Raw genomic sequence first — 23816 nt, forward strand, 5'->3', positions numbered from 1 at the left:
AACAAATTAAGCACTTCCTATGGCATCGCGGACGATCTAGCGTCATGCGGTGACGAGATACCGAGAAGTGCTCGCCGTGCGAGGGATGGCGTCGCTGCTGGGCGTTTCGCTGCTCGCCCGTGCCGCGATCACGGCTGACGTGATGGCGCTGACGATGTATGTCGTGCTGGGGCTGGACATGAGCTACGCCGCAGCGGGCGGTGTCGCGGCGACTCTGACCGCGGGGGTGGCGCTGGGCGGGCCGCTGCTCGGCCGCATGATCGACCGGCGGGGCCTGCGTACCGTCCTGCTGGCAACTGTCGTACTGCAGGTCGTGTTCTGGCTGAGCGTGCCGATCCTGCCGTACGGGGTCCTGCTGGGCGCCGCCTTCGTGGCGGGTCTGCTGATGGTGCCGGCCCAGGCGGTGACCAGGCAGGCGATCGCCGCGATGACGACGGCGGGACACCGCCGCGCCGCGTTCGCGCTGGAGTCGGTGCAGGGCGAGTTGTCGTACATCGTGGGCCCGGCGGTGGTGATCCTGGGCGCGGCGATGATGTCCCCCGGTGTGGTGGCGTGGGGGGTCGGCGCCGCGATCGCGGCCGGCGGAGCCGGGATCGCCTGGCTCAACCCGCCGCTGCGTGCCGAGGGCGAGGCGGATGCCGGCGCCGGACGGCCCCCGCGCCGCGAGTGGCTGGGCACCGGCATGATCGCCGCACTGACGATGGCGTTCGGCACCACGACCCTGCTCAGTGGCGTCGACCTCGCCATCATCGCCACGCTCGAAGAAGCGGGTCAGGTGTCCTGGGCAGCCGTGGTCGTAGCCGTGTTCGGCGTCGCGTCCGTCGCCGGCGGACTGATCTATGGCGCGCTGCCCCGGCCGCTGCCCACGTGGCTGCTGCTCGGCTTGCTCGGACTCGTGACGATCCCCGCCGGGCTCGCCCACGACTGGCCCTGGTTGTGCGCGGCCGTCGTCGGCGCCGGGCTCCTCACCGCGCCGACCCTTTCCACGGTGGCCGATGCGGTGAGTCGGCTGGCGCCGGCGAGCGTGCGGGGTGAGGCGACAGGTCTGCAATCCTCGGCGCAGAGCGCGGGTTTCGCGCTCGGATCCCCGATCGTCGGGGTGGCGATCGACGCCTCCGTGCCGGCGGGCGGCTTCGCGGCGGCCGGGCTGGCCGGCCTCGCCGCCGCGCTGACCGGATGCCTGCTGTCTCGCCGCTCGCCCGCCCGAACGCGGTCTCCGCTCAGCGACCTCGCTCCCGGCCTGGCACCTGAGTAGGCACCTCGCAGGCAAGGGCCTCGCCGCCAGCGACCCCTTACGTCGATGATCTATCGAGGCTGTCCCACCAGCGAATATCCAACTCAACGAATTGACTCAGCTGCCGCTCTGCATCACGTCAGGGATACGCGCGGCGTCTTCGACCAGCAAAATTGCATACGGCAGGAGTTATTCGACCCGATGACCGTTTTGCCCCCGTCTAATAACGACTGTCCGTTGAGCCGAGCCCTGGCCTCGCCCGCGCGACGTCGAATGAAACCCGTCGATGCCTCAAGTGGAGGATTCCCGCCTGCGCCTTGCCGTACGCGCCCGCCCGAGCCGTGCGGCGTGCGGGGCCGGCTCCGAACGCCTGACTGCGGGGTCAAGCACCTCGGGGTCGTCAGGGGCGAAGAGCGGCTGGCCCGCCAATCAGCCGAAAGTCGGAGATTCGAAGTCCGGTACATGGGCATTAGGGAGCTTTGCTACCTTCATTGGCATTGCGGGTAGTACGCCAGATATCCCCTCTGTGTATGCATCCGCATGGGCTTTCCCCGGCGGCTTTCTCCGTGCCACGTCCTGGTTGACGTGCCGGCTCCCGCACGGTGGTCGCTGCCTGGCAACAGGTGGGTTCGGATGGTTGGCGCAGGAGGTTCGCGTTTCCGTGAAGCAGGTCGAGCACAACGGTGTGTCCACGTCACCTGCGCGAGTCGAGCGTCTTCCGGACGCGGAAGTGCGCGTCGTCGTCGGCTCGCCGGCCGTCGATCCGGCGGCCAGTCCAGGCGACGAAGGCGGCGTCACGAGAACGAGGCGTCTGCACCACGTGTTCGAATCCGCGTGCGACCGGCATCCGTCGGCCGTCGCACTCGAGTGCGGCAGCGAGCGGCTGACCTACCGGGAGCTGGACGAGCGGGCCAACCGGCTGGCCCATCACCTGCGCGCCCTCGGTGTCGCGGGCGGCTCCCGGGTGGCCATCCTGCTGCAGCGCTCGGTCGAGACGTATGTGGCGTTGCTGGGCGTGGGGAAGGCGGGGGCGGCCTTCGTGCCGATCGACCCCGAGTCTCCGGCCGACCGGGTGGCGTACATCGCCGAGGATTCCGAGGTCGACCTGGTGTTGACCTCCTCGACCCTCGCCGACCGGGTGGGTGACCGACGGGCTGTCGTGGTCGACGAGTGCGCCGCCGAACTCGCCGGGGCGCCGACCGACCGCCCGGATCTCGACCACGACGGTGTCCCGGATCCCAGCGCGTACGTGATCTACACGTCGGGGTCCAGCGGTCGTCCCAAGGGTGTCGAGGTCGGACAGTCGAGCATCTGCAACTTCCTGGACGTGGTGCCGGGTGCGTACGACGTGCGTCCGGACGATCGGGTCTATCAGGGCATGACGATCGCGTTCGACTTCGCGATCGAGGAGATCTGGCCGACGTGGTCGGTCGGCGCGACGTTGGTGGCTGGCCCGACGGATTCCGGTCGTCTCGGGGCGGAGCTGGCGGACTTCCTGGACGAGACGGGCATCACGGTCTTCTACTGCGTGCCCACCCTGCTGGCCACCATTCCCCGCGACCTGCCGCGGATCCGGAACCTGCTGGTCGGTGGTGAGGCGTGTCCGGGTCAGCTCGTCGAGCGGTGGAGCCGGCCGGGCCGGCGGATTCTCAACACCTACGGGCCGACCGAGGCCACCGTCACCGCGATCTATGGTGAGCTGTTGCCCGGGCGGCCGGTCACCATCGGTCGGCCGTTGCCGACCTACACCGCGGTGCTGCTGGACGAGCAGCGCCAGCCGGTCGCCGACGGCGAGGTCGGCGAGATCTGCATCGGCGGTCCGGGGGTGGCGCGAGGGTATGTCGGGCGACCTGACCTGACCGCGGACCGCTTCATCGAGCATCCGTTGGCGCCGCCGGGAAGTCGGCTGTATCGCACCGGGGATCTGGGTCGGCTCACCGAGGACGGGGAGATCGAGTACCTCGGCCGGGCGGATTCCGAGGTCAAGATCCGTGGTCACCGGGTGGATCTCGGTGAGATCGAGAGCGTGCTGCTGGAGGACGAGGGTGTGGCCGAGGCCGTGGCGGCGCTCGTTCCGGTCGCCGACGCTCCGGACGCCCCCCACGAACTGGCCGCCTACCTCGTACCGCACGACAGCGACGAGGGCGGCTGGGAGGAACTGATCGGCCGGCTGTGCGAGACCCTGCAGACCCGGCTGCCCGGCTACATGGTGCCCTCCTTCCTGGACGTCGTCGCCGCGCTGCCGACCATGCCCAGCGGAAAGGTCGACCGGAAGCGGCTGCCCGCGCCGAGCCGCCGGCTCACCCGAACGGCCGGCCCGCTCGTGGCCGCCGAGGGCGAGCTGGAGGAGCAGGTACGCGCGGCGTGGGCGGAGGCGTTCGGCCTCGAGCCCGAGTCGCTCTCGGTCGAGGCGAACTTCTTCACCGACCTCGGCGGACACTCACTGCTCGCCGCACGCGTCGTGTCACTGCTGCGCACCCGCGAGGTCGGCGTGAACCCGGCGGTACGGGACCTCTACGCCCACCCGACCGTACGCGGCATGGCCGCTCACCTCGGCACCGCCGACCGGATCGGCGGGTCGACCGCTCCGCCCCGCCGCACCCCGCTGCGGCACAGCAGCCGCCGGATCGCGCTGGCCGGGGCCGGCCAGGGAGCGGTGATCTACCTGCTGCTGCTGGCCGTCACGCTGCCCGTCTCCTTCGTCTACACCCGGAACGACGGTTTCGTGTCCGTCCGCGTCCTCATGGAACTCATGGTCGCGATCCTGCTCAGCTACCTCGGCGTGCGCTGGGTGCTGCCGGTGCTGCTGGCCCGGCCGCTGGCCGCGGGCATCCGACCCGGCCGGTACCGCCTGTGGGGGCCGACCTACGTCCGGCTCTGGGCGCTGAACGCGCTGCTCGCGATCGGACCGCTGCCCGTGCTCAGCGGTTCTCCACTGATCGCCACCTACCTGCGGCTCCTCGGTGCCCGCGTCGGCCGCCGGAGCATCATCGCGACCAGCGCGATCAGCCTGCCCAGCATGATCTCCATCGGGCGGGACGCCTCGGTGGGGTACGGCGTCTCGCTGCGTCCGTGGCGGGCGGAGGACGGCTGGGTCGTCGTGGGGCCGATCACGATCGGGCCCGGTGCCTTCGTCGGCGCGAACGCGGTCCTCGAGCCGGGCGCGTCGGTCGGGGCGTACGCCGGCGTCGGCGAGCAGTCCGTCCTCGTCCACGGCGAGGCGGTGCCACCCGGGGAGCGCTGGGCCGGTTCACCGCCGGCTCCGACCCCCCGGCTCGCCCCCACCGTCGAAGCCATCCTCAGCTACCGACCGCTGCGCAACGGCTGGCGCCCGCACCACATCGCCGCCGCCCTGGTCGGCCTGGTCAGCCTGGAACTCGGCGCGATCGCGATGGTCCTGCCCAGCGTGGCGCTGGTCTGGTGGGTGCTGCTGACCCGAGGTCTGCTCGCCGGCCTCGTCGCGACCATCCCGGCCGGCATCGTCTACGTGCTCACCGTCTGCGCGGTGGTCGCCGCCGGCAAACGCCTCGTGCTGCCGCGGGTGCCGATCGGCGTCCACCACCGGGTGCACTCGATGCTCGGCGTGCGCAAGTGGATCGCGGACAAGCTGCTCGAGTTCAGCCTGATGTTCACGAACTCGCTCTACGCGACCCTCTACACCGGGCCCTGGTTGCGGCTGCTCGGCGCCAAGGTGGGCCGCGGCGCGGAGGTCTCCACGGCCGCGCACCTGGACCCGGACCTGCTCACGCTGGGATCGGAGAGCTTCGTCGCGGACATGGCCAGCCTCGGCGCCGCGACGTTCGCCAACGGTCGCGTGGCATTCCTGCCCACCACGGTCGGCAGCCGGGCCTTCGTCGGCAACGCCGCGTTCGTGCCGGCCGGCACGGTGCTGGGCGACGGTTCCCTGCTCGGCGTCAGCACGCTGCCACCCGACGACGGTGTCCCGGAGGGCACGTCCTGGTTGGGCTCACCGGCGATCCACCTTCCGGTGCGCCAGAGCAGCGGCTCCTTCTCCGAGGAGCTGACCTTCCGCCCGTCGCGGGCGATGGTGGCCCGCCGGCTGTTCGTCGAGTTCTTCCGCGCCACCCTGCCCGCATCGGTGCTCGGCGCCAGCTTCTACCTCTACCTCCTGGCGCTCTCCTGGCTCGCCAACGGCCGGGACCTGCTCGTGCCGGCGCTGGTGTCGCCGTTCGTCGCGATGGCGTCGAGCGTAGGGGTGATCTTGTTCTGCGCGGCGACCAAGCGCAACGTCGTCGGCACCTACCGACCCCGGGTGGAACCGCTCTGGAGTGATTTCGTCCGGCGCTCGGAGTTCGTCACGGGACTCTATGAGGCCGCGGCGGTCCCCGTCGGGGTCGGGCTCCTGGTCGGCACGCCGTTCCTGCCGCCGGTGCTGCGCTGGTTCGGGGTCCGCGTCGGCAGACGCACCTGGATCGGGACGACCTACCTGACGGAGTTCGACCTGGTCGAGATCGGTGACGACGCCACGGTGGGCACCGAGGTGTCGCTGCAGACGCACCTGTTCGAGGACCGGGTGATGAAGATGTCCGTCGTCACCGTCGGCGCCGGCGCGACCATCGGCACCCGCGCCATCGTCCTCTACGACGCCGTCGTCGGCGACGACGTCAGCCTGGAATCGCTCTCGCTCCTGATGAAGGGCGAACACCTCACCCACGGGACCCGATGGCGGGGGATCCCCGCGCAGGGTGTGCTCACCCGTGAATCGCTCGAACCGCAGGCGGCCTGATGCCGCGCCGTGACGCTGCGGCTGCCACCGCACCGCAGCAAGCAGATTCCGTCCATCCACCACTTCACAAGAGGGACAACCGCTCAATGAACAACGCACTACTGGTTTCCGACGCCGCTCACTTCCGGGTCGATTACGAGATCAACCCGTACATGCACACCGACGTGCAGCCTGACCACGCGGCGGCGGTGAGCGAGCACGAGGCGATCGTGGCGGCGCACCGGACGGCGGGCCGGCGCATCGAGTACGTGGCTTCGGCGCCGGAGTGTCCGGACATGGTGTTCACCGCGAACGCGGCACTGGTGCGGGGCGGTCGCGCCGTGTTGGGAGCGCCGCCGCCGGAGCGCAAGGCCGAGCTGCCGTACTTCCAGGAGTGGTTGATCAACAACGACTTCGACGTGCTGGAGGCGCCGTACCCGTTCAGCGGCCAGGGTGACGCGTTGGCCTGCGGTGACCTGCTGTTGGCGGGCCACGGCCAACGGACGGACCGGCGGATGCATGCGGTGCTCGGGCGGGCGTTGGGCTACGAGGTGGTACCGCTGCAGACGGTGAGCCACCGGTGGTACGACCTCGACCTGGCGGTCGCGGTGGTCGAACCGGGCCGCACGCTCGCCTACTGTCCGCAGGCCCTCGATGGGCCGAGCTGCCGGCGGCTGCGTGGACTCGGCATGGACCTGATCGAGGTGAACGTCGAGGAGGCGGCCCGGTTCGCGCTCAACCTGATCAGTGACGGTGTCACCGTGACCATGACCAAGGGTGCGCCGCAGCTGGCGGCAGCGTTGCGGGAACGGGGCCTGCGGGTCGTCGAACTGGACACGACCGAGCTGGCCAAGGGTGGTGGTGGGGTGCGCTGCACCGCGTTGACACTGGACAATCCGTTGCCGGCGGCGTCGTGATGACCTCGGGAACGTTCGGCCGGTTGTTCGCCGCCGGCGGGCGGGCACTGACCGGCCGTGGCCTGACGGTCCGCTCGCCCCTACCGCAGGGGACGCCACCACCCGTGGCGCTGGTCTACCGGGGGCCGGCGACGCTGCCCGGCTGCCCGGAGGCGGTGGCGGCGCTGCTGAAGTCCAGCCGGTGGGGTTTCGATGTCCGCTACGTCGGCCCGGACGAGAACCTGCCACTGAGCCGTCCGGCCCTGGCCGGGGCGGCGCTGTACGCCCAGCCCGGCGGCGGCACCCTCAAGCGCGGCTACCGCCACCTGAAGCGTCACCGCGACGAGATCCGCGAGTTCGTCCACAACGGCGGGAGATACCTGGGGATCTGCCTCGGCGGCTACCTCGCCGGGGCCACCCCCGGCTTCGACCTGCTGCCCGGTGACACCGACCAGTACATCGCCTCCGCCGACGCCACCGTCGACTCGGAGGAGAACACCGTCGTCCAGGTCTCCTGGCGCGGGCGGCGGCGGACCCTCTTCTTCCAGGACGGGCCCTACTTCTGGCTGCGCCCGAACGCCGACGCCGACATCCTCGCCAGCTACCCGAACGGCAGGATCGCCGCACTGGTCACTCCCTTCGGCGCCGGCCGGGTCGGCGTCGTCGGCCCGCACCCCGAAGCCACCGACGACTGGTACCTCGACGCCGGGCTGCGCACCACGGAACGGCTCGGTGTGGACCTCGGCTGCGATCTGATCGACGCGGTGATGAGGCCATGACGCAGACCGTGGACCTCAACTGGCAGGATCTCGAGCGCGCAGCCGAGGCGAACAGGCCAGACCCCGTCGCCGGGGGCGCCGACGGTCCGCCCGCGACGACGGACCCGCCGGTCGGACGATTCCGGCTGCTCGGCGTGGACGCCGCCCGGGGAGTGGCGCTGCTCGGCATGATCGCCGTGCATTCGTTGCCCAACTCCGACGCCGCGGGGCGACCGACCTGGTGGTACACGATCTTCGGGGGACGGGCGGCGGCACTGTTCGCGGTGCTGGCCGGGGTCGGAATCGCGTTCCTGACCGATCGACGGCGGGTTCGCCTGACCGACCGCTCAGGCGCGGTGACGGCGCTGATCGTCCGGGCCCTGGCCATCGGCGCGATCGGCCTGGCACTGGGCTACACCGACGCGTCGCTCGCGATGGTGATCCTGCCCTACTACGCGGTGATGTTCCTGTTGGCGATCCCGCTGGTGTTCCTGCCGACCTGGTTGGTGGCGTTCACCGGGGTGGTCGTGGCCGCCGGTGCTCCGGTTCTCCGCCAGATCCTGCTGCCGCAGTTGCCGGAACGTACCTTCGACAACCCGGCATTCGCGCAACTCGTCCACGACCCCGCCGCGCTGCTCAGCGGGCTGTCACTCACCGGGGAGTATCCGGCGGTGGCGTGGCTGGCGTACCTGTGTGCCGGCCTGGTGATCGGGCGGTTGACCCTGACCAGGATGAGAGTGGTCGTCGGGCTGCTCGTCACCGGAGTCGCGTTCGCGACCGCGGCGCCGGTGGCATCCTGGATCCTGCTGAGCCGGTACGAGGGCCTGCGGCAGATCTGGTTCACCCAGCCGAAGAGCGGGCTGAACGCGGCCGAGACAACGGCACTCCTCACCTTCGGCGGGGACGGCAGCACGCCCACCTCGACGTGGTGGTGGCTCGCGGTCGACGCACCGCACACCAGCACGCCGCTCGACCTGCTCGGCACGACCGGGAGCGCGATCGGCCTGCTCGCCGTCATGCTGCTCGCGAGTCGCGTCGCACGACCCCTCCCGCGGCGGGTGCTCGCCCTGCTGCTGGTGCCCCTCGCCGCGGCCGGTGGCATGACGCTGACGTTCTACACCACCCACATCATGTTCATCAATTCCGACCTCGACTCCTTCGCCCCCGTGTCCGGATACCTCGCGCAGGTCCTGGCTATCGTGTTGGTCGGGACCGCATGGTGGGCCACCGCGGGCCGTGGCCCGCTGGAAGGGCTCGTGACGGCGCTTTCCCGCGCCGCTCGTCGGCTGGTCAGGCGGACAAGCGGACGAAGGAACGGCCGGGCCGGCATGTCGATGTACGCACCAGAGGCGCCGGGAGCGGGCGAATACCCGGTCGGCCGGCCAGCGACGGGCTGACGCGGCGGTCGAGCGGAAGGAGAGCGACATGAAACTGATCAGGTCGGCTCTGCCGCTCGGCGCGCCGCCCAGGATCAGCCGGCGGCGTCTTCTGGTCGGCGTCGGTGCCGCCGGCGCCCTGGCCGCTCTGGGGTGGGCCGGGATGTCGGCGGTCTCCGGGGACGGGCCGCTGGCCCTCGTCTACCGGGGGCCGGCGGCCTGCTCCGGCTGCGCGGAGGCGGTGGCAGCCCTGCTTCGCAGCTCACCGGCGGGGTTCCGCACCGAGTACTGCGGTCCGGATGAGCAGCGGCGGATCTCGTCGGACGCCTTGGCCGAAGCGGCGGTGTACGCGCAGCCCGGCGGCGGCGAGGTCAGGCCGGCCTGGCGCAAGCTGCGGGACCACGCCGAGTTGATCCGCGACTACGTCGCTGAGGGCGGGCACTACCTCGGCTTCTGTCTGGGGGCCTATCTGGCCGCCGCCGAGCCCGGGTTCGGGCTGATCGACGGAAAGGTGGACCAGTACATCAGCACCGGCGGGGCGAGCGTCGACAGCACCGACGACACGATCATCCCGGTCCGCTGGCGCGACCGTGTCCGGCACATGTACTTCCAGGACGGGCCGACGTTCCAACTGCGACCCGGGGCGCCGGGAACCGTTCTGGCCACCTACGACACCGGCGCCGCCGCCGCCGTCGTCGCCACCTTCGGGGCCGGACGAGTGGGGCTCGTGGGACCACACCCCGAAGCCGACCGGTCGTGGTACGCCGACGCGGGGCTCACCAACCCGGACGGCATCCGCTTCGATCTGGGCCATGACCTGATCAAGAGCACGATGCAGGGCGACGGCCGGGCCGCCGGTAGGAGCTGACCCCCCGATCGCGGTCCCGTCGTCCGGCGGGAAGGCCCGGGCGGTGTGAGATCCATCGCCGGCGGGAAGGTCCGGGGCAGCCCGAGATGTTGTGCGGCACATGCCGGAGACGGATGTCGTGGTTGTCGGGGCCGGACAGGCGGGCCTGTCCAGCGCGTACCACCTGCGCTCCTCCGGTCTTGACTTCGCCGTCCTGGACGCCGACCGGGCGCCCGGCGGGGCCTGGCAGCACCGCTGGCCGACCCTGCGGATGGCGACCGTGCACGGGATCTTCGACCTGCCGGGAATGCACTTCACGCCACCACCGCCGGACGAGCCGGCGGCCGACGCGGTGCCGGCCTATTTCGCCGACTTCGAGAGTGAGTTCGGCATCGACGTGCAGCGGCCGGTCGCCGTCACGGCCGTCCGGGACGCCGGCGACGGACGACTCCTCGTCGAAACCGACAAGGGCGCCTGGACCGCCCGGGGCCTGATCAACGCAACGGGCACGTGGACCAGGCCGTTCGTGCCGTACTACCCGGGACAGGAGACGTTCCGCGGGCGGCAGCTGCACACCGCCCAGTACCGGGGACCGGCGGAATTCGCCGGGAAGCGGGTGGTTGTCGTCGGGGGCGGAGCGTCGGCCGTGCAGCTTCTGATCGAGATCGCCGACGTCGCGGCGACGACGACCTGGGTCACCCGCCGGCCGCCGGTTTTCCGGGACGGGCCGTTCACGCCGGACTACGGACGCGAGGTGGTCGCCAAGGTCGACGCGCGGGTACGCGCCGGCCTGCCCCCGGGAAGCATCGCCAGCGCGACCGAGTTGGCGTTGACGCCGCAGCTGATCGAGGCCCGGGAACGCGGTCTCCTCGTACGCCGGCCGATGTTCGACCGGATCGTGCCCGACGGCGTCCGGTGGCCCGACGGCGCGGCACAGGACGTGGACGTCATCTTCTGGTGCACCGGCTTCCGACCGGCGCTCGACCACCTGGCCCCGCTGCGGCTGCGCGGACCCCGTGGCGGCATCGTCGTGGACGGCACCCGGGTGGTCGCCGATCCCCGGATCCATCTGGTCGGCTACGGGCCGTCCGCGAGCACGGTCGGCGCGAACCGCGCCGGCCGGGCCGCCGTCCGCGAACTGCGGGCGCTTCTGGCGGCGCCGGTGAACCCACACGACCTCGCCGCGTAGATCGGGCAGAGCCGCAGACGGCCCTGGCTGTGCCCGCTCAACGGGCCTTCTTCGCCGCGCGCTTTCGCGGCGGCGTCAGTGACTCGGCGATCGCGGCGATCGCGGACGGCACCAGGCGGTAGTACGCCCAGACGCCCCGCTTCTCGCGCTCGAGCAGACCGGCCTCGGTGAGGATCCGCAGGTGATGGCTGACGGTCGGCTGGGAGAGACCGAGCGGCGCGGTGAGGTCACTGACGGACGCCTCGCCCTCGGGAGCGGACTGGATCAGACTGAGCAGTCGCAGCCGGGCCGGGTCGGCGAACGCCTTCAGCACTCCCGCGAGCCGTTCGGCATCGGCACGCTTGATCGGTTCGCCGGCCAGCGGCGAGATGGCAGGTGTAGCGGTTTTCGGAGTTCCCACATCGTCCATCGTTCCACCAACCACATCGACAGGCCGGTGGAACGAGGACGATGACCCACACTGCCGGACTGTCTCACGGGCGCGCGACACGCTCGCCGGAGCGGGTTCCGGTCGGGCTCAGAGCCAGGGCGGCGGGCCCTCGAAGGTGAGGGCGTGAACGTCGAACAGCACCGCCGCCTCGACGCCCAGCGCCGGCCCGCCCTGACGGGCCGCCCAGGTCAGGAACGGCCCGGGTTCAGGTCCGGCCACACCCAGGCCCGTGGTGTATTCGGCGTGCGCGGCCAGCGAGGCGATGCCGCGCCGCAACGGTTCACCGGTGATGTCCACGCCGTGCGTGGGGCGGTCGGCGCCGGCGAAGCAGACGTAGCGCACACCGCCCCAGGGCGGCAGCCCCTCGTCCACCAGTTCCGGGAAGATCCACCGGTTGCCCGCGTCGCGGGCGGCGTCCAGCGTCGCCAGTCCCACCGCCCGGTGGTCGGCCTGGTTGGTCATGCCGCCCACCATGCGGACGGTGAAAGCGCCCGAGACGATGACGTCGGGCCGGTGGCGGCGGATCGCCCGCACGATGTCGCGGCGCAGGTCCGGACCGTACTCGACGACGCCGTCGCGGTGGTCGAGGAACTCCACGACGTCCACGCCGACCTCGCCGGCGCCGGCGCGCTCCTCCTGCTCGCGCAACGGCCCGGCCTGGTCCGGGTGCATCGCGTCGATTCCCGCCTCGCCCCGGGTGGCCAACAGATAGGTGACCTGCTTGCCCTGCGCGGTCCAGCGGGCGATCGCCGAGGCCGCACCGTATTCGATGTCGTCAGGGTGCGCGGCCACCGCGAGACAGCGGTCCCAGTCCTCCGGGAGTGCCGGTAGAAGCTCGTCCACGGTCCAGACCGTAGCGGCCTCTTCGCCCGTCCGGCACCGCCGTGTCGGCAACACTGACATCCGCCGGGCGAGCGATACTGACCGGGTGGACCCCGGCCGGCTCCACCCGCAGGCGCGGGCGGCGATGCGAGTCCAGCAGCGTGTCCCGCTCACCCGGGCGACCCTGCCGGCGGCACGGCTCAGCATGGTCCAGGCGACTCCCGCCGAGGTGGGCAGCGGGCCGGCGATCCGGTCCGTGGTGACCGTCGACGCCGGCGGCGTGCCCGCCCGCCTCTATCGCGACGGCGACGAGGACGCGATGCCGGTGGTCCTCTACGCCCACGGCGGAGGCTGGGTGATGGGCGGCGTGGGCACCCACGACGGGCTCTGCCGGCACCTGGCGGCCGCGTCCGGCTGGGCCGTTCTCTCCGTGGACTACCGGCTCGCCCCCGAGCACCCGTACCCGGCCCCGCTGGACGACATGGTGCGCGCGCTCACGTGGCTGCGCGGGCCGGAGGCGCCTCGGCACGGCCTCGACCCGGGCCGGACAGCGGTGGCCGGTGACTCCTCGGGAGGGCACCTGGCGGCGGCGACCGCTCGGCGTGCCCGGGATGCGGGGACCCGTCTTGCGGGACAGATCCTCGTCTGCCCGGTCATCGACCCCGCGGCCGACTACCCGGCGCTGGACGAGTACGGCCTGGACCGGGAGGAGATGCGGTTCTTCTGGGATGCGTTCGCCCCACCCGGCGTGGACCGCACGCAGCCCGATCTGGACCTGCTTCGGGCCGACCTCACCGGCCTGCCGCCCGCCGTGGTCATCACCGCCGAGCTCGACCTGCTGTCCGTCGAGGGTGAACGGTACGCCGCCGCGCTGCTGGCGGCGGGCGTCCCCGTCACCGCGGTTCGCTACCAGGGGCTCATCCACAATTTTCCGCGGAAGCTGGCCCTGTTCGACGCAGCCCATGTCGCCCTGGCCCAGTTGGCCGCTGTGCTGCACGGTTGGCGAAACGGTCACATCCGTCACGGGAGGGAAGCATGAGCAGCACCGCGATGTCGACCTCAAGATCGTTTCGGCCCACCTGACAGCTGGTCGTCCGCCAATTCGCTTCCCTCACGGACACCGGCCGCGCTTCGGGGCGGCGGGGGGCCTGGCTGTGGCCGGCGCGCTCGGCGGTCGGCGGGTCGTCGGTGGCTCGGGACGCCGGCGCGGGGCGCGTTCAGACGGATCCGGCCAGGCCGCGTACGCCGACGAGACCGGGGACCGGGATGCTGCCGAGTCTCCGGCCGGTTGCGGCATCGTGCCAGCTCACCGCGTCCCGCTGGCCGACGTAGAGGCGGCTGCCGTCGCGGCTGGGCACGAGGCCGGAGACCGGTTCGCGTACCTGCCAGTCCACCGTGCCGGTCAGGCGGGCGAGATCGAGCGCCCGGACCGTCGTACCGGCGGCGAGGAAGAGGCGGTCGGCCGTGGCGGCGGCGTGTGCGGCGCCCGTGCCGCGGGCCTGCGGGACCGTCCGGCCCACCGCCAGTTCCTCGGTGGAGATGTCGGCGACGGTGCCCGACGAGACGTCGGCGACGAGGAGCCGACGTCCGTCGGGGCTGATCGCCATGGCGTGACCGGCTGCGGCCGCCTCGCCGAACGGGTGTGGCAGGTCGACGCAGTATGCCCAGCGCTCCCGCAGGTTGAGGGTGTGGACGAACGCGTGCGCGTTGCCGGGTCGGCCGCTGACCAGGTCGCGGGTGTGCTGGTGGCCGGGCTGGTGGGTGTAGAGCGTGTAGAGGACGGTGCGGTCGGGGGCGAGCACCGCCTGGCGCCCGTCGCCGCGCATCTCCTCCTCGGCGCCGGGTGGGACCGCCGTCTTGTTGCGAGTGGACAGCGGGCCGGGCGTGCCGGTGGCGAGGTCGACGACCCGGACCCGGTAGCGATCCGGCGCGGTCGCCGGGAGCCATTCGAGGACGAACAGCCCGGTGCGGTCCGCGGTGAACGCCTCCGGAACGACGTTGCCTCGCAGGTTCAGGCGGTGGCGCACCCCACCGGCGTCGGCGACCAGCACCGGCGTCACCTCCCGCCCCGTCGGGCGACCGCCGTTCACGGTCACCCCGGTCGTGGTGAGCGCCACCCCCGTACCGTCCGCCGAGACCGCCTGGGGTACCCACCGCCCGGGCAGCACCGTTCTCGTGGAGGTGTGGCCGGTCGCGGTGTCGATCCGCCAGCAGGCGGTGTCGGGGCCCTCGGGGGCGGTCGCGAACACCCACGTCCCGTCCGCGGTGGCCACGGCGCGGGGGATCGTCCGCCGGTCGGACCCGCGCAGGAGGCCCAGACCTTCGTCGACCTGGACGAGCAACGGATCGGGAACGGCGACGGCCGGAGCCGACGCCCGGCCCCGGGCCGGCTCGCAGCCGGCCAGCGCGGCGGCGCCGGCACCGGCGAGCAGGGTCAGCATGCTGCGACGCGAGATGGTGACGGTCATACCCGGGTGACACCCTCGAAGCCGCCGAAGTTCCGTGCCGCGGAGGTGGAACCCGGACGGTGCGGCCGGTGTCAATGAGGGTGATCGAAGCGGAGGTCTCCACTGGACGACGACGAGCTAGTCACCCGTGCTCGCGCCGGTGACCTGGAGGGGTACGAACTCCTGGTCGCCCGGCACACCGCGTCCGCGTTCCGGACGGCGGTGCTGCTCGGTGCCGGCTCGGACGCGGAGGACGTCATCCAGGAGGCGTTCGTGAAGGGGTTCCGCAACCTGTCCCGCTACCGCGGCGAGTCGTCCTTCCGGTCGTGGCTGCTCGCGATCGTCGCCAACGAGACCCGCAACCTGCACCGGTCCCGCAGCCGGCGGGACGGGCTCGCCCTGCGGGCCGCGGCGGCGCAGGACGGGTCGGAGGTGGGCGAGGACGCCGCGGTCGGCGGGGTCCTCGCCGCGGAGCGCCGGGCCGCGCTGGTGGCGGCGCTGCGTCAGCTGCCGGTGAAGGACCGTGAGGTGATCGTGTGCCGGTTCCTTCTCGACCTGACCGAGGAGGAGACCGTGACGACGCTCGGCTGGCCCCGGGGCACGGTGAAGTCACGGACGTACCGGGCCCTGGCCAAGCTGCGCAGCCTGCTCGACCGCGAGGCGGTGCACCGTGGATGACCTCGAGCGCGAGCTGCGGGACCTCGCCGTGTGGCTGGAGACACCGGAGGTCCCCGACGTGACGGCCCGGGTACGCGCCCGGCTGGCCACGCCGGCACGCCCGCGACGCCGCTGGCGCTACTGGCTCGCCGCGGCGTTGGCCGCCCTGCTCGTCGCCCTCCTGCCGCCGGGGCGGGCCGCCATCGCGGACGCCGTGTCGGGACTGCTGCGCTTCTCGGGGATCGTCATCGACACCACCCCGACGCCGATGGGACCCACCGGCATGCCGTCGCCGTTGCCGGCGCAGACGCCCGCCTCCCGCGACGAGGCGCAGCGGCACCTGCGCTTCCCGATCCGCGTACCGGCCGAGCTGGGTGCCCCGCAGCAGGTCCTGGTCGCCGACCCGGACGGCACCGGCACGTACCGGGTGGTGACCCTGCTCTACCGGGGTGGTGCGTTGCGCCTCGACGCCTTCGACGGTGGCCTCGACCCGGTCTTCCACAAGCAGATCGGCGGGCCGGGCATGGAATGGGTCCAGGTCGACGGCGGCTTCGCCGTCTGGATCGGCGGCCCGCACGAGCTGGCCTACGTCGACCGCACCGGCAGGGTACGGGTGGAGACCGCGCGACTGGCCGCTGCCACGCTGATCTGGGAGGACGCCGGTGTCAGCTATCGGCTGGAGGGCGATCTCACCCGCGACGAGGCGATCAGGATCGCCTCGTCCCTGGACTAGGCGCGCGCCGCGCCACGCGACAGCGGTCCACCGCCAGGCGAGGAACCTGCGCTGCGCGGCCGGTGTCGTCAGGACAGGGGTGCCGCCGACCGGCACCGACATCGGTCCGGAGGTGCGAGATGAGTTCATGGGGCAGGGTCCTGCTGGGGTCGGTGGTCCTGCTGGCGGGCTGCACCACCGCTGGCCGCTCGGCCACGCCGGCCACGCCGGCGGGCGCGCCGATCGGCTGTGCGGCCCGGGTCGAGACGGGCCGGCTGCCCGACTGGGCGGACGCCGGGTTCAGCGGGGACGCCCGGGTCCCGCATGTGTTCGGCGCGAAGGGCGAGATCGTCGGCGTGCTGTTCGGCCAGCCGCTGACGGTCGGCCGGACGGAGGGGCCCAACAACAAGATCCTGTGGGTTGCCCGGCCGGCGGCCACGCCGTCGCCCGATCCCAGCGCGCCGGCCACCCTCGTCATCACCGCGACCCTGGACGGCACCACGACCCGGGCGACCCGGGAGGTCGCCGGTGGCCCCGGCCCTTCCATCATCGACCTGCCGCAGGCCGGCTGCTGGCACCTCGATCTCCGCTGGTCCGGGCGCACCGACACCATGGACCTCGTCTACGTCCGCGGCTGAGGGTGGGCACGTCTCCTGCCGGTCAACCTGTGCCGCCCCGCGGCGCGCAGGTGGCACGGTGGCACGTGCACGGTCGCAGCGGCCGGATGGGGGAGTTCGGTGCCACTGACCGGTCGGGGCTTCGCGACGGCGTGCCGGGCAGCCGCGCCGGTCAGTCCCAGAAGTTGAACAGCAGTTCGCCCACGGTCTCCGGCCGCCAGTAGCGGATCTGCCGGTGCTCCTCGGCCCGCAGCGCCGCCAGGTCGACGGCGGAGAGCGGCGTGCGCAGCGCCTCGACGGTGAGCACCCGTAGGTCGGACACCTCGCCGACGGCGACCGCGAGGTCGGGATGGTCGAGGAAGGCCAGTTTCGTGTCACCGGCGGGGAGCGGCTGGGCGAAGGCCACCATCGGGACCGTCGCGTGTCCCAGCGCGGTGATCGGCCCGCCCGGGTGGTCGATGAGGACGGTGTGGAAGCTCGGCGTCACGCCCGCCGGCGTGGCCCGGGTGACGGTGCCGCCGACACGGCGGGCGGCGTGGTGGCAGACCGCGAGGAACGCAGGCAGATCGGCGCCGGGAAGCCCCGCACCGAACCCGGTGGCGGACGGCGGCAACCGCATGATCTGGCTCCCTTGCGGACATGGCACGGGCCTGCGGGACCCGATCACCAGCAGCCGGTCGATACGCGACCCACGGCACGTTACGCCGGACCGGCCACGACGGCGACGGGACCGGGTGGTCGGCGCGGTCGGTGTTCGAGCTGGAGGCGGGGGAGGAGCTGGTCCGGTTCGCCGCCGACCTCACCCAGCTGGTGACTCCGCCTCCGGCGGGGTGGGTGGGACGGCCAGGGCGATGGTGAGGGCGAGGACCGTGGCCGGTTCGTGGAGCCGGTCGCCGTACAGCTCGCGGAGCTTGCCCATCCGGTAGCGGACGGTCTGCGGGTGGACGAACAGATCGGCCGCCACGTCGTCGCGGCGGCCCTGGTGCAGCAGCCAGGAGCGCAGCGTCTCGGCGAGCCGGTGCGCGGTGGCCGGCGGCAGCTCGGCGAGCGGTGCGAGGGCCTGGGCGCGCAGGTCGGCCAGCGCCTCCGGGTCCATGCTGAGCAGCAGCTCGGCCAGGTGGTGTTCGGTGTCGACCGGCCCGGCGTCGGGTTCGCCGAGCCCGAGGGCGAGCGCCCGGGTGGCCCGCTGGTAGGAGGCGGCGACCCGGTGCCACGGCCGGGCCGGCCCGAGCACCGCCCGGTGCCCGTGCAGCAGCCGGGTGAGCTGGCGCCGCCGGGCGCCGTGGGTGTCCGGCACCAGCAGGACCGCCAGTTCCTCGGCGGGGTCCATGCCGGGCAGGTCCTCGCCGCTCTCCAGGGTGTGCGGGCCGAGTAGGGCGAGCACCGCGCGTAGGTTGCGGCGGGGCAGGAGGACGACGGTGAGCGTCTGCGGCAGCGGCCAGTCGGCCCGTTCGGCGCTGCGCCGCAGGGTCTCCTCGGGCTCCCCGGCGAGCAGTTGCCGGGTGAGGCGTTCCGTGTTGCGGCGGCGGGCCCGGCCGACGCTGGCCAGCTCGTCGGCGTGCCCGGCCACGCTGGCCGCGGAGAGCTCGTCGATGTACGCGAACATCAGCTCGGCGAACTCGGCCACGGTCTCGGCGGCCAGCCCGCTGCGCACCGTGGTGGCCGAGACCTCCCGCCAGGCCACCCGCGCCCCCACCCGGTACGCGGCCAGCAGCGCGTCCATGCTCCGCCCGGAGCGGGCCTCGCCGCTGCCCAGCGCGTACGCGGCCTCCAGGGCCGGGGCCAGCGGCGTGCTCGGGTCGGTCAGCTGCGCCCCCTCGATGAGCTGGAGGAACGTGCCGAGCGCGATGCGTACGGCGTTCTCGATCTTCTGCCGCATGGTCCCGGTGAGGGCGCCGGAGTAGTCGGGGACCTCGGCGGTGATCGCGCTGACCGTCCGCTCGGCCACCACGGGCAGCCGGTCGCGCAGCCGGGCCGACACGCGCTCGTCGAGTTCGAGATGGGCGGCGCGATAGTTGTTCCCGGACTCGTCCGACATCTTGTTCTCCCCGAACAAAAACCTACGGCTGTTTCACCTTTGCCGGTCAAGATGTTATGCGATCACGCAGTCACCCTGGTGATATGACCACAACTGCCCCCCGCCGCTCCCAGAAGGTGACCTTCCGGGACAGACTGCTGCGGCTGGCCGGCGCGGTCACCACCCCGCTGCTGCCCGGCGACTACCTCGACCTCGTGGCGCCGCTGCGCGCCGGCGCCCCGCTGCGCGGCCGGATCCTCGCCGTCCGCCCGGAGACCCGGGACGCCGCGACCGTGGTCATCCAGCCGGGCCGCGGCTGGCAGGGGCACCTGCCGGGACAGTACGTGCGCCTCGGCGTGGACGTCGACGGGGTGCGCCAGTGGCGGGCGTACTCGGTCACCTCGGTGCCGGGCGCCGCGGACGGCCGGATCACCGTCACCGTGAAGGCCATCCCGGACGGCAAGGTCAGCAACCACCTGGTCCGCCGGGTCCGGCCCGGCACGATCGTCCAGCTCGACCAGGCACAGGGCGACTTCGTGGTGCCCGAGGCGACCCCCGGACGGGTCCTCTTCCTCACCGCCGGCAGCGGCATCACCCCGGTCATGGGGATGCTCCGCGCGGGCCTGCCCGACCGGGCCGACGTGGTGGTGGTGCACTCGGCGCCGGCCCGCGACGACGTCATCTTCGGCGCGGAGCTGCGGGCGCTCGCCGAAGCCGGCGCGCTGCGGCTGGTCGAGCGGCACACCGACACCGACGGCCTGCTGGGCGTCGACGAGCTGGCCGGCCTGGTGCCCGACCATCTCGACCGGCAGACCTGGGCCTGCGGGCCGATCGGCATGCTCGACGCCGTTGAGGGGTACTGGGAGTCGCACGGGCTCGCCGACCGGCTGCACACCGAGCGGTTCCGGCCCACCGTGATCTCGCCGGGGGAGGGCGGCACCGTGACGTTCACCGGGGCCGGTGTGACCGTCGAGGCCGACGGGGCCACCCCGATCCTCGACGCCGGCGAGCAGGCCGGGGTGCTGATGCCGTCCGGCTGCCGGATGGGCATCTGCTTCGGCTGCGTCGTCCCGCTGCGCGAGGGCGCGGTGCGCGACCTGCGCAACGGCGACGTCACCACCGCCGTCCCCGGGGACGGCGTGCTCGTCCAGACCTGCGTGTCGGCGGCCGCCGGTACCTGCGACATCGAACTCTGACAGGAGGCCCTCCGACGTGACCGTGATCCAGAAGAAGGCGGACAACCAGATCGCCCACCTCAGCGCCGAGGACATCGAGATCATCGGCAAGGAGCTGGACGCGATCCGGGACCGGGTGATCGCCGACCGGGGTGAGCGGGACGCCCGCTACATCCGCAAGGTGATCAAGACCCAACGGACCCTGGAGATCAGCAGTCGCGCGGTGCTGCTCTTCTCGCTGTTCCCGCCGGCCTGGATCGTCGGCACGGCCGGCCTCGCGGTCGCCAAGATCCTCGACAACATGGAGATCGGGCACAACGTCCTGCACGGGCAGTGGGACTGGATGCGCGACCCGAAGATCCACTCCACCACCTGGGACTGGGACCACGTCTCCCCGCCCGACCAGTGGAAGCACTCCCACAACGAGCTGCACCACCGCTACACCAACGTGCTCGGCAAGGACAACGACCTCGGCTACGGCATCATGCGGGTCGACGAGGACCAGCCCTGGCACCCGATGCACCTGGGGCAGCCGTTCTACAACCTCGTCAACGCCTGCTTCTTCGAGTACGGCATCGCCGCGTACGACCTGGAGCTGGGGGACAACCTGAAGAACGGCCGGCACAAGGACCCGGCGTTCCGGGCCCGGGCGAAGGCGGTCGGCCGCAAGATCCGCCGCCAGGTGCTGAAGGACTACGTGCTGCACCCGCTGCTGTCCGGCCCGTCGTTCCTGTCCACGCTCGCCGCCACGTTCACCGCGAACCTGATCCGCAACCTGTGGAGCCACTCGGTGATCATGTGCGGGCACTTCCCGAACGGCGTGGAGACCTTCGAGAAGACCTCCATCGAGGGCGAGACCCGCGGCGAGTGGTACCTGCGGCAGATGCTCGGCTCGGCCAACATCAGCGGCAGCCGGCTGCTGCACATCATGACCGGCAACCTGTCGTACCAGATCGAGCACCACCTCTTCCCCGACCTGCCGAGCAACCGCTACCAGGAGATCGCCCCGCAGGTCCGGGCGCTGTTCGACCGGTACGGGCTGAAGTACACCACCGGCCCGCTGCCCAAGCAGGTCGCCTCCGCCTGGTGGAAGGTGATCCGGCTCTCGCTGCCGAACCGGCGCTCCGACCGCCGGCAGCCGGTGGCCCCGGCCCCGCTCGTCTCCTCCGGCACGGCCTGACCCGTGGCACCGCCGGCCCGATGCCGGGCCGGCGGGCTCGATCTCACGAGTTGACGAAGTCGCGTACCTGGCCGTAGATGGTGGCGTCGTTCTGCAGGCTGGTGTGGAAGACGCAGGCGGTGCGGGTGTTGGTCGCGCCGGCCAGGACGGTGCTGTCCACCGGGTTGATCACGCCGTCGCACGGGGAGCGCCAGGTGCCGTAGCCGAAGGCGCCCGGCGTCTCGTCGCCGGTGTTGAGATCGGCGAGGAAGGTCGAGCCGACCCGCATCTCCAGGCAGGCGGTGCTGGAGCAGGTGTTTGCCGAGCTGGTGCCGTGGTTCGGGCCGCCGAGGGAGACCCAGCGGTCCACCTTGCCGCTGCTGGCCAGGTTCTTGAGATAGAAGCGCGAGGAGAGCGCCCCCATCGAGTGGGTGACGATGTCGACCTTCGTCGCCCCGGTCGCGGCGAGCAGGTTGTCGACCTCCTGGGCCACCACCTGAGCAGTCAGGGCATTGGACTGGCTGGTGTTGTACGAGAAGGCCCGCAGGTGGCTCGACGGCCAGCCGTCGGCCCGGAACCGGCCGAGCATCGTGTTCCAGGTCGACGCGCTGCTGTTCCAGCCGTGCACGAAGAGGATCGGGTTGCTCGACGGCGTCCAGGTGGCCGCGTGGGCCGGGGAGGGGAGCCCGACCAGCGTCGCCGCGGCGACGGCGAGGGCCAGCAGGGCACGGGTCATGAGCGATTTCACGGGGGCGGTTCCTTCCGGAGGTGACGAGCCGTCCACGTGCCTGTTCGGCGCCTCGGTGGGGGATCGGGCCCGGGTACGGGGGTGGCCCGGGCCGTCCGAGGTGCCGGAATGTTACCGACGGGTTGCCTTCACATGTCAATACGTCGATTCATCGAGCTGACCGGACCCGCCGGCCGCGTGACAGCCGGGTAATCCGGTGGCCGGTGACCCCGCCGATCGGCTACCGTCATACGCATGGAATTCAGGCGCAGCACCACCGCCGCGGCCGCGCGAGCTTCCCGCTCGCCGGTTGCCGCCGCCTGACCTGCCCTTTCACCGCCGGCGACCGGAAACGGTCCGCCGGCGTCGTCGTGTCACGCCACCGCCCGCGCGGCGGACCGTCCGGTCGTCCCCATCCGGAAGGCCCGTGCCATGACACCCGAGCAGATCGTCCGCACCTTCGTCGACCACTACCACCGCCGCGGCCACCGGGACGCGCCGGAGAGTTCGCTGATCCCGTCACCCGGTGATCCGGTGCTCTTCACCACCTCCGGCATGCACCCGCTCACCCCGTACCTGCTGGGGAGCCCGCACCCCGGCGGCCGGCGGCTGGTCAACGTGCAGCGCTGCCTGCGCACCACCGACCTGGACGAGGTCGGTGACCGGATCCACCTGACCGTCTTCGACATGCTCGGCTCCTGGTCGCTCGGCGACTACGACATCGCGACCAGCCTGCGCTGGGGCTACGAGCTGCTCACCGAGGGCTTCGGCATCGACCCGGGGCGGCTGCACGCCACCGTCTTCGGCGGCGACGACCAGGTCGGTCCGGACGAGACCGCGTTCGCCACCTGGACCGGGCTGGGCGTGCCGGTCGAGCCGAACGGCGCGGAGAACTGGTGGTCCAACGGCCCGACCGGCCCGTGCGGGCCGGACTCGGAGATCTTCGTGTGGACCGGGGACGGCCCGCCGGTCGGCACCCCGGGCACCGACGAGCGCTGGATGGAGGTCTGGAACCACGTCCAGATGCGCCACCACCGGCATCCCGACGGCCGGCTGACGCCGCTGCCGATGTCCAGCATCGACACCGGGATGGGCCTGGAACGCCTGGAGATGGTGCTGCGCGGCGGCCGGTCGGTCTTCGAGGGCGCGGGCCTGACCCCGTGGGTGGGCGCGGTCCGCGACCGGTGGGACCTGCGCGGCGAGGACCTGCGGGTGGTCGCCGACCACCTGCGCTCCGCGGTGGTCGTGCTCGGCGACGGGGTACGCCCCGGCAACACCGGCCGCGGCTACGTGCTGCGCCGGCTGGTCCGGCGGGCGCTCACCGTGCTGTGGCGCGACGACCCGGCGCGCGGCCTGACCGACCTGCCGCTCGACGCGTACCGCGACACGCTGCGCCGGTTCCGGCAGGAGGCGGAGGTCGGTCCGCTGCGCGAGCAGCTGCTGGACGAGGAGCGGCGGTTCCGCGGCCTGCTGGACCGGGGCCGGCCGCTGGTCGACCGGGTACGCGCGCGCGGGCCGCTGACCGAGCGCGACTACCACTGGCTGCACGACACCCACGGGCTGCCCCGGGACCTGGTCGACGGCCTGCTCGCCGAGGCGGCCTGACCCGCGCCGGTGGCCGCCGCGGTGCCCCGGTGTCAGACTCGGCAGCGGAGACCGCCGCAGCGAGGGATGTGGTCGCATGACCGGGTACGAGGTCCGGCCGGACGTGGAGACGGTGACGCTGCTCGGCGCCCGGGTGACCGTCACCGACGCCACGGCGCTGCTGGCCGCAGCCCAGGGCGGGCCGGTGGAGCTGCTGGCCGGCGGCGACTTCCCCGCGCCGGTGCGGGAGGTCCGCTGCACCGTGCGCGCCGACAGCCGGGACGGGCGGCCGGTGCACCGCTTCGAGGCCTACCTGCGGGCGGACGCCGCGCTGCCCGGCGCCGGCCTGCTCGCCCTCGGCCTGGCCGGACCGGTCGGCCTGCTGCTCGCGCAGCGGCTCGCCGCGAAGGGCGGCGACGGGCCGGCCGCCGCCGTCGGGCGGG

Annotated in this window: 20 protein-coding genes and 1 pseudogene; 15 read left to right on the forward strand and 6 right to left on the reverse strand. The window is 72.4% G+C overall.

Features of this window, described 5'->3' with window-relative positions; all coding sequences use genetic code 11:
• Window positions 1–85: 85 nt before the first annotated feature.
• The 7 genes from ABZV78_RS16040 to ABZV78_RS16070 all read left to right on the forward strand — a co-directional run bounded on the left by ABZV78_RS16040 (window position 86) and on the right by ABZV78_RS16070 (window position 11026).
• Complete coding sequence (locus tag ABZV78_RS16040; protein WP_355639186.1) at window positions 86–1255, forward strand: MFS transporter; 1170 nt, start codon at window positions 86–88, stop codon at window positions 1253–1255.
• Between the two features lie 799 nt (window positions 1256–2054).
• Window positions 2055–5981 (forward strand): Pls/PosA family non-ribosomal peptide synthetase, encoded by a 3927-nt coding sequence (locus tag ABZV78_RS16045; RefSeq protein WP_355639188.1) that lies wholly within the window; start codon window positions 2055–2057, stop codon window positions 5979–5981.
• Complete coding sequence (locus tag ABZV78_RS16050) at window positions 5981–6877, forward strand: arginine deiminase-related protein (RefSeq protein WP_355639190.1); 897 nt, start codon at window positions 5981–5983, stop codon at window positions 6875–6877. Before ABZV78_RS16045 ends, ABZV78_RS16050 begins: the two co-directional genes overlap by 1 nt.
• Entirely contained in the window at window positions 6877–7635 is a 759-nt protein-coding gene (locus tag ABZV78_RS16055; RefSeq protein WP_355639192.1) for a BPL-N domain-containing protein, read from the forward strand. The genes ABZV78_RS16050 and ABZV78_RS16055 overlap by 1 nt, the downstream gene beginning before the upstream one ends.
• The gene (locus ABZV78_RS16060) at window positions 7632–9011 is read left to right on the forward strand and encodes a heparan-alpha-glucosaminide N-acetyltransferase domain-containing protein (RefSeq protein WP_355639194.1); all 1380 of its coding nucleotides are present in this window, start codon (window positions 7632–7634) and stop codon (window positions 9009–9011) included. The genes ABZV78_RS16055 and ABZV78_RS16060 overlap by 4 nt, the downstream gene beginning before the upstream one ends.
• Before the next feature lie 28 nt (window positions 9012–9039).
• Window positions 9040–9858, forward strand: a complete 819-nt coding sequence (locus tag ABZV78_RS16065; RefSeq protein ID WP_355639196.1) for a BPL-N domain-containing protein — start codon at window positions 9040–9042, stop codon at window positions 9856–9858.
• A gap of 100 nt (window positions 9859–9958) precedes the next feature.
• Complete coding sequence (locus tag ABZV78_RS16070; protein WP_355639198.1) at window positions 9959–11026, forward strand: FAD-dependent oxidoreductase; 1068 nt, start codon at window positions 9959–9961, stop codon at window positions 11024–11026.
• Between the two features lie 37 nt (window positions 11027–11063).
• Here ABZV78_RS16070 and ABZV78_RS16075 read toward each other — a convergent pair whose 3' ends face one another.
• Window positions 11064–11435, reverse strand: coding sequence for a metalloregulator ArsR/SmtB family transcription factor (locus ABZV78_RS16075; protein WP_355639200.1), 372 nt, complete (start codon window positions 11433–11435; stop codon window positions 11064–11066).
• Between the two features lie 108 nt (window positions 11436–11543).
• The gene (locus ABZV78_RS16080) at window positions 11544–12299 is read right to left on the reverse strand and encodes a PIG-L deacetylase family protein (protein WP_355639202.1); all 756 of its coding nucleotides are present in this window, start codon (window positions 12297–12299) and stop codon (window positions 11544–11546) included.
• Between the two features lie 85 nt (window positions 12300–12384).
• Here ABZV78_RS16080 and ABZV78_RS16085 point away from each other — a divergent pair, with 85 nt between their 5' ends.
• The gene (locus ABZV78_RS16085) at window positions 12385–13317 is read left to right on the forward strand and encodes an alpha/beta hydrolase (RefSeq protein ID WP_355639203.1); all 933 of its coding nucleotides are present in this window, start codon (window positions 12385–12387) and stop codon (window positions 13315–13317) included.
• A gap of 178 nt (window positions 13318–13495) precedes the next feature.
• Here ABZV78_RS16085 and ABZV78_RS16090 read toward each other — a convergent pair whose 3' ends face one another.
• Entirely contained in the window at window positions 13496–14746 is a 1251-nt protein-coding gene (locus ABZV78_RS16090) for a hypothetical protein (protein WP_355639205.1), read from the reverse strand.
• A gap of 162 nt (window positions 14747–14908) precedes the next feature.
• On the opposite strand from ABZV78_RS16090, the gene ABZV78_RS16095 reads away from it, so the two are divergent.
• The 3 genes from ABZV78_RS16095 (at window position 14909) to ABZV78_RS16105 (ending at window position 16732) form a co-directional block, all read left to right on the forward strand.
• Window positions 14909–15403 (forward strand): sigma-70 family RNA polymerase sigma factor, encoded by a 495-nt coding sequence (locus tag ABZV78_RS16095; RefSeq protein WP_355639221.1) that lies wholly within the window; start codon window positions 14909–14911, stop codon window positions 15401–15403.
• Window positions 15396–16115: a DUF4367 domain-containing protein gene (locus ABZV78_RS16100; protein WP_355639207.1), complete on the forward strand. Its 720-nt coding sequence runs from the start codon at window positions 15396–15398 to the stop codon at window positions 16113–16115. The genes ABZV78_RS16095 and ABZV78_RS16100 overlap by 8 nt, the downstream gene beginning before the upstream one ends.
• Window positions 16116–16234: 119 nt before the next feature.
• A complete protein-coding gene (locus tag ABZV78_RS16105; RefSeq protein ID WP_355639208.1) occupies window positions 16235–16732 on the forward strand; it encodes a hypothetical protein in 498 nt (165 codons plus the stop codon).
• 151 nt (window positions 16733–16883) lie between these two features.
• Here the strand turns inward: ABZV78_RS16105 and ABZV78_RS16110 are convergent, their stop codons facing one another.
• Together ABZV78_RS16110 and ABZV78_RS16115 are read right to left on the reverse strand one after the other, a co-directional pair.
• Entirely contained in the window at window positions 16884–17330 is a 447-nt protein-coding gene (locus ABZV78_RS16110; protein ID WP_355639210.1) for a hypothetical protein, read from the reverse strand.
• A 180-nt stretch (window positions 17331–17510) separates the two neighbouring features.
• Window positions 17511–18749, reverse strand: coding sequence for a helix-turn-helix domain-containing protein (locus ABZV78_RS16115; protein WP_355639212.1), 1239 nt, complete (start codon window positions 18747–18749; stop codon window positions 17511–17513).
• Between the two features lie 83 nt (window positions 18750–18832).
• On the opposite strand from ABZV78_RS16115, the gene ABZV78_RS16120 reads away from it, so the two are divergent.
• Both ABZV78_RS16120 and ABZV78_RS16125 read left to right on the forward strand, forming a co-directional pair.
• A complete protein-coding gene (locus tag ABZV78_RS16120) occupies window positions 18833–19924 on the forward strand; it encodes a ferredoxin reductase (RefSeq protein ID WP_355639214.1) in 1092 nt (363 codons plus the stop codon).
• 16 nt (window positions 19925–19940) lie between these two features.
• The gene (locus ABZV78_RS16125; protein ID WP_355639216.1) at window positions 19941–21083 is read left to right on the forward strand and encodes an acyl-CoA desaturase; all 1143 of its coding nucleotides are present in this window, start codon (window positions 19941–19943) and stop codon (window positions 21081–21083) included.
• 43 nt (window positions 21084–21126) lie between these two features.
• Here the strand turns inward: ABZV78_RS16125 and ABZV78_RS16130 are convergent, their stop codons facing one another.
• Window positions 21127–21810 carry a triacylglycerol lipase gene (locus ABZV78_RS16130; protein ID WP_355639217.1) on the reverse strand — a complete coding sequence of 228 codons (684 nt, stop codon included), beginning with the start codon at window positions 21808–21810 and terminating at the stop codon, window positions 21127–21129.
• 411 nt (window positions 21811–22221) lie between these two features.
• Between ABZV78_RS16130 and ABZV78_RS16135 the strand changes: the two genes are divergently transcribed.
• The gene (locus tag ABZV78_RS16135; protein WP_355639218.1) at window positions 22222–23394 is read left to right on the forward strand and encodes an alanine--tRNA ligase-related protein; all 1173 of its coding nucleotides are present in this window, start codon (window positions 22222–22224) and stop codon (window positions 23392–23394) included.
• 76 nt (window positions 23395–23470) lie between these two features.
• Window positions 23471–23816: pseudogene (locus tag ABZV78_RS16140) on the forward strand (ATP-binding protein); the annotation flags it as partial.

Source organism: Micromonospora sp. NPDC004540 (assembly GCF_040610095.1).
Classification (GTDB): domain Bacteria; phylum Actinomycetota; class Actinomycetes; order Mycobacteriales; family Micromonosporaceae; genus Micromonospora.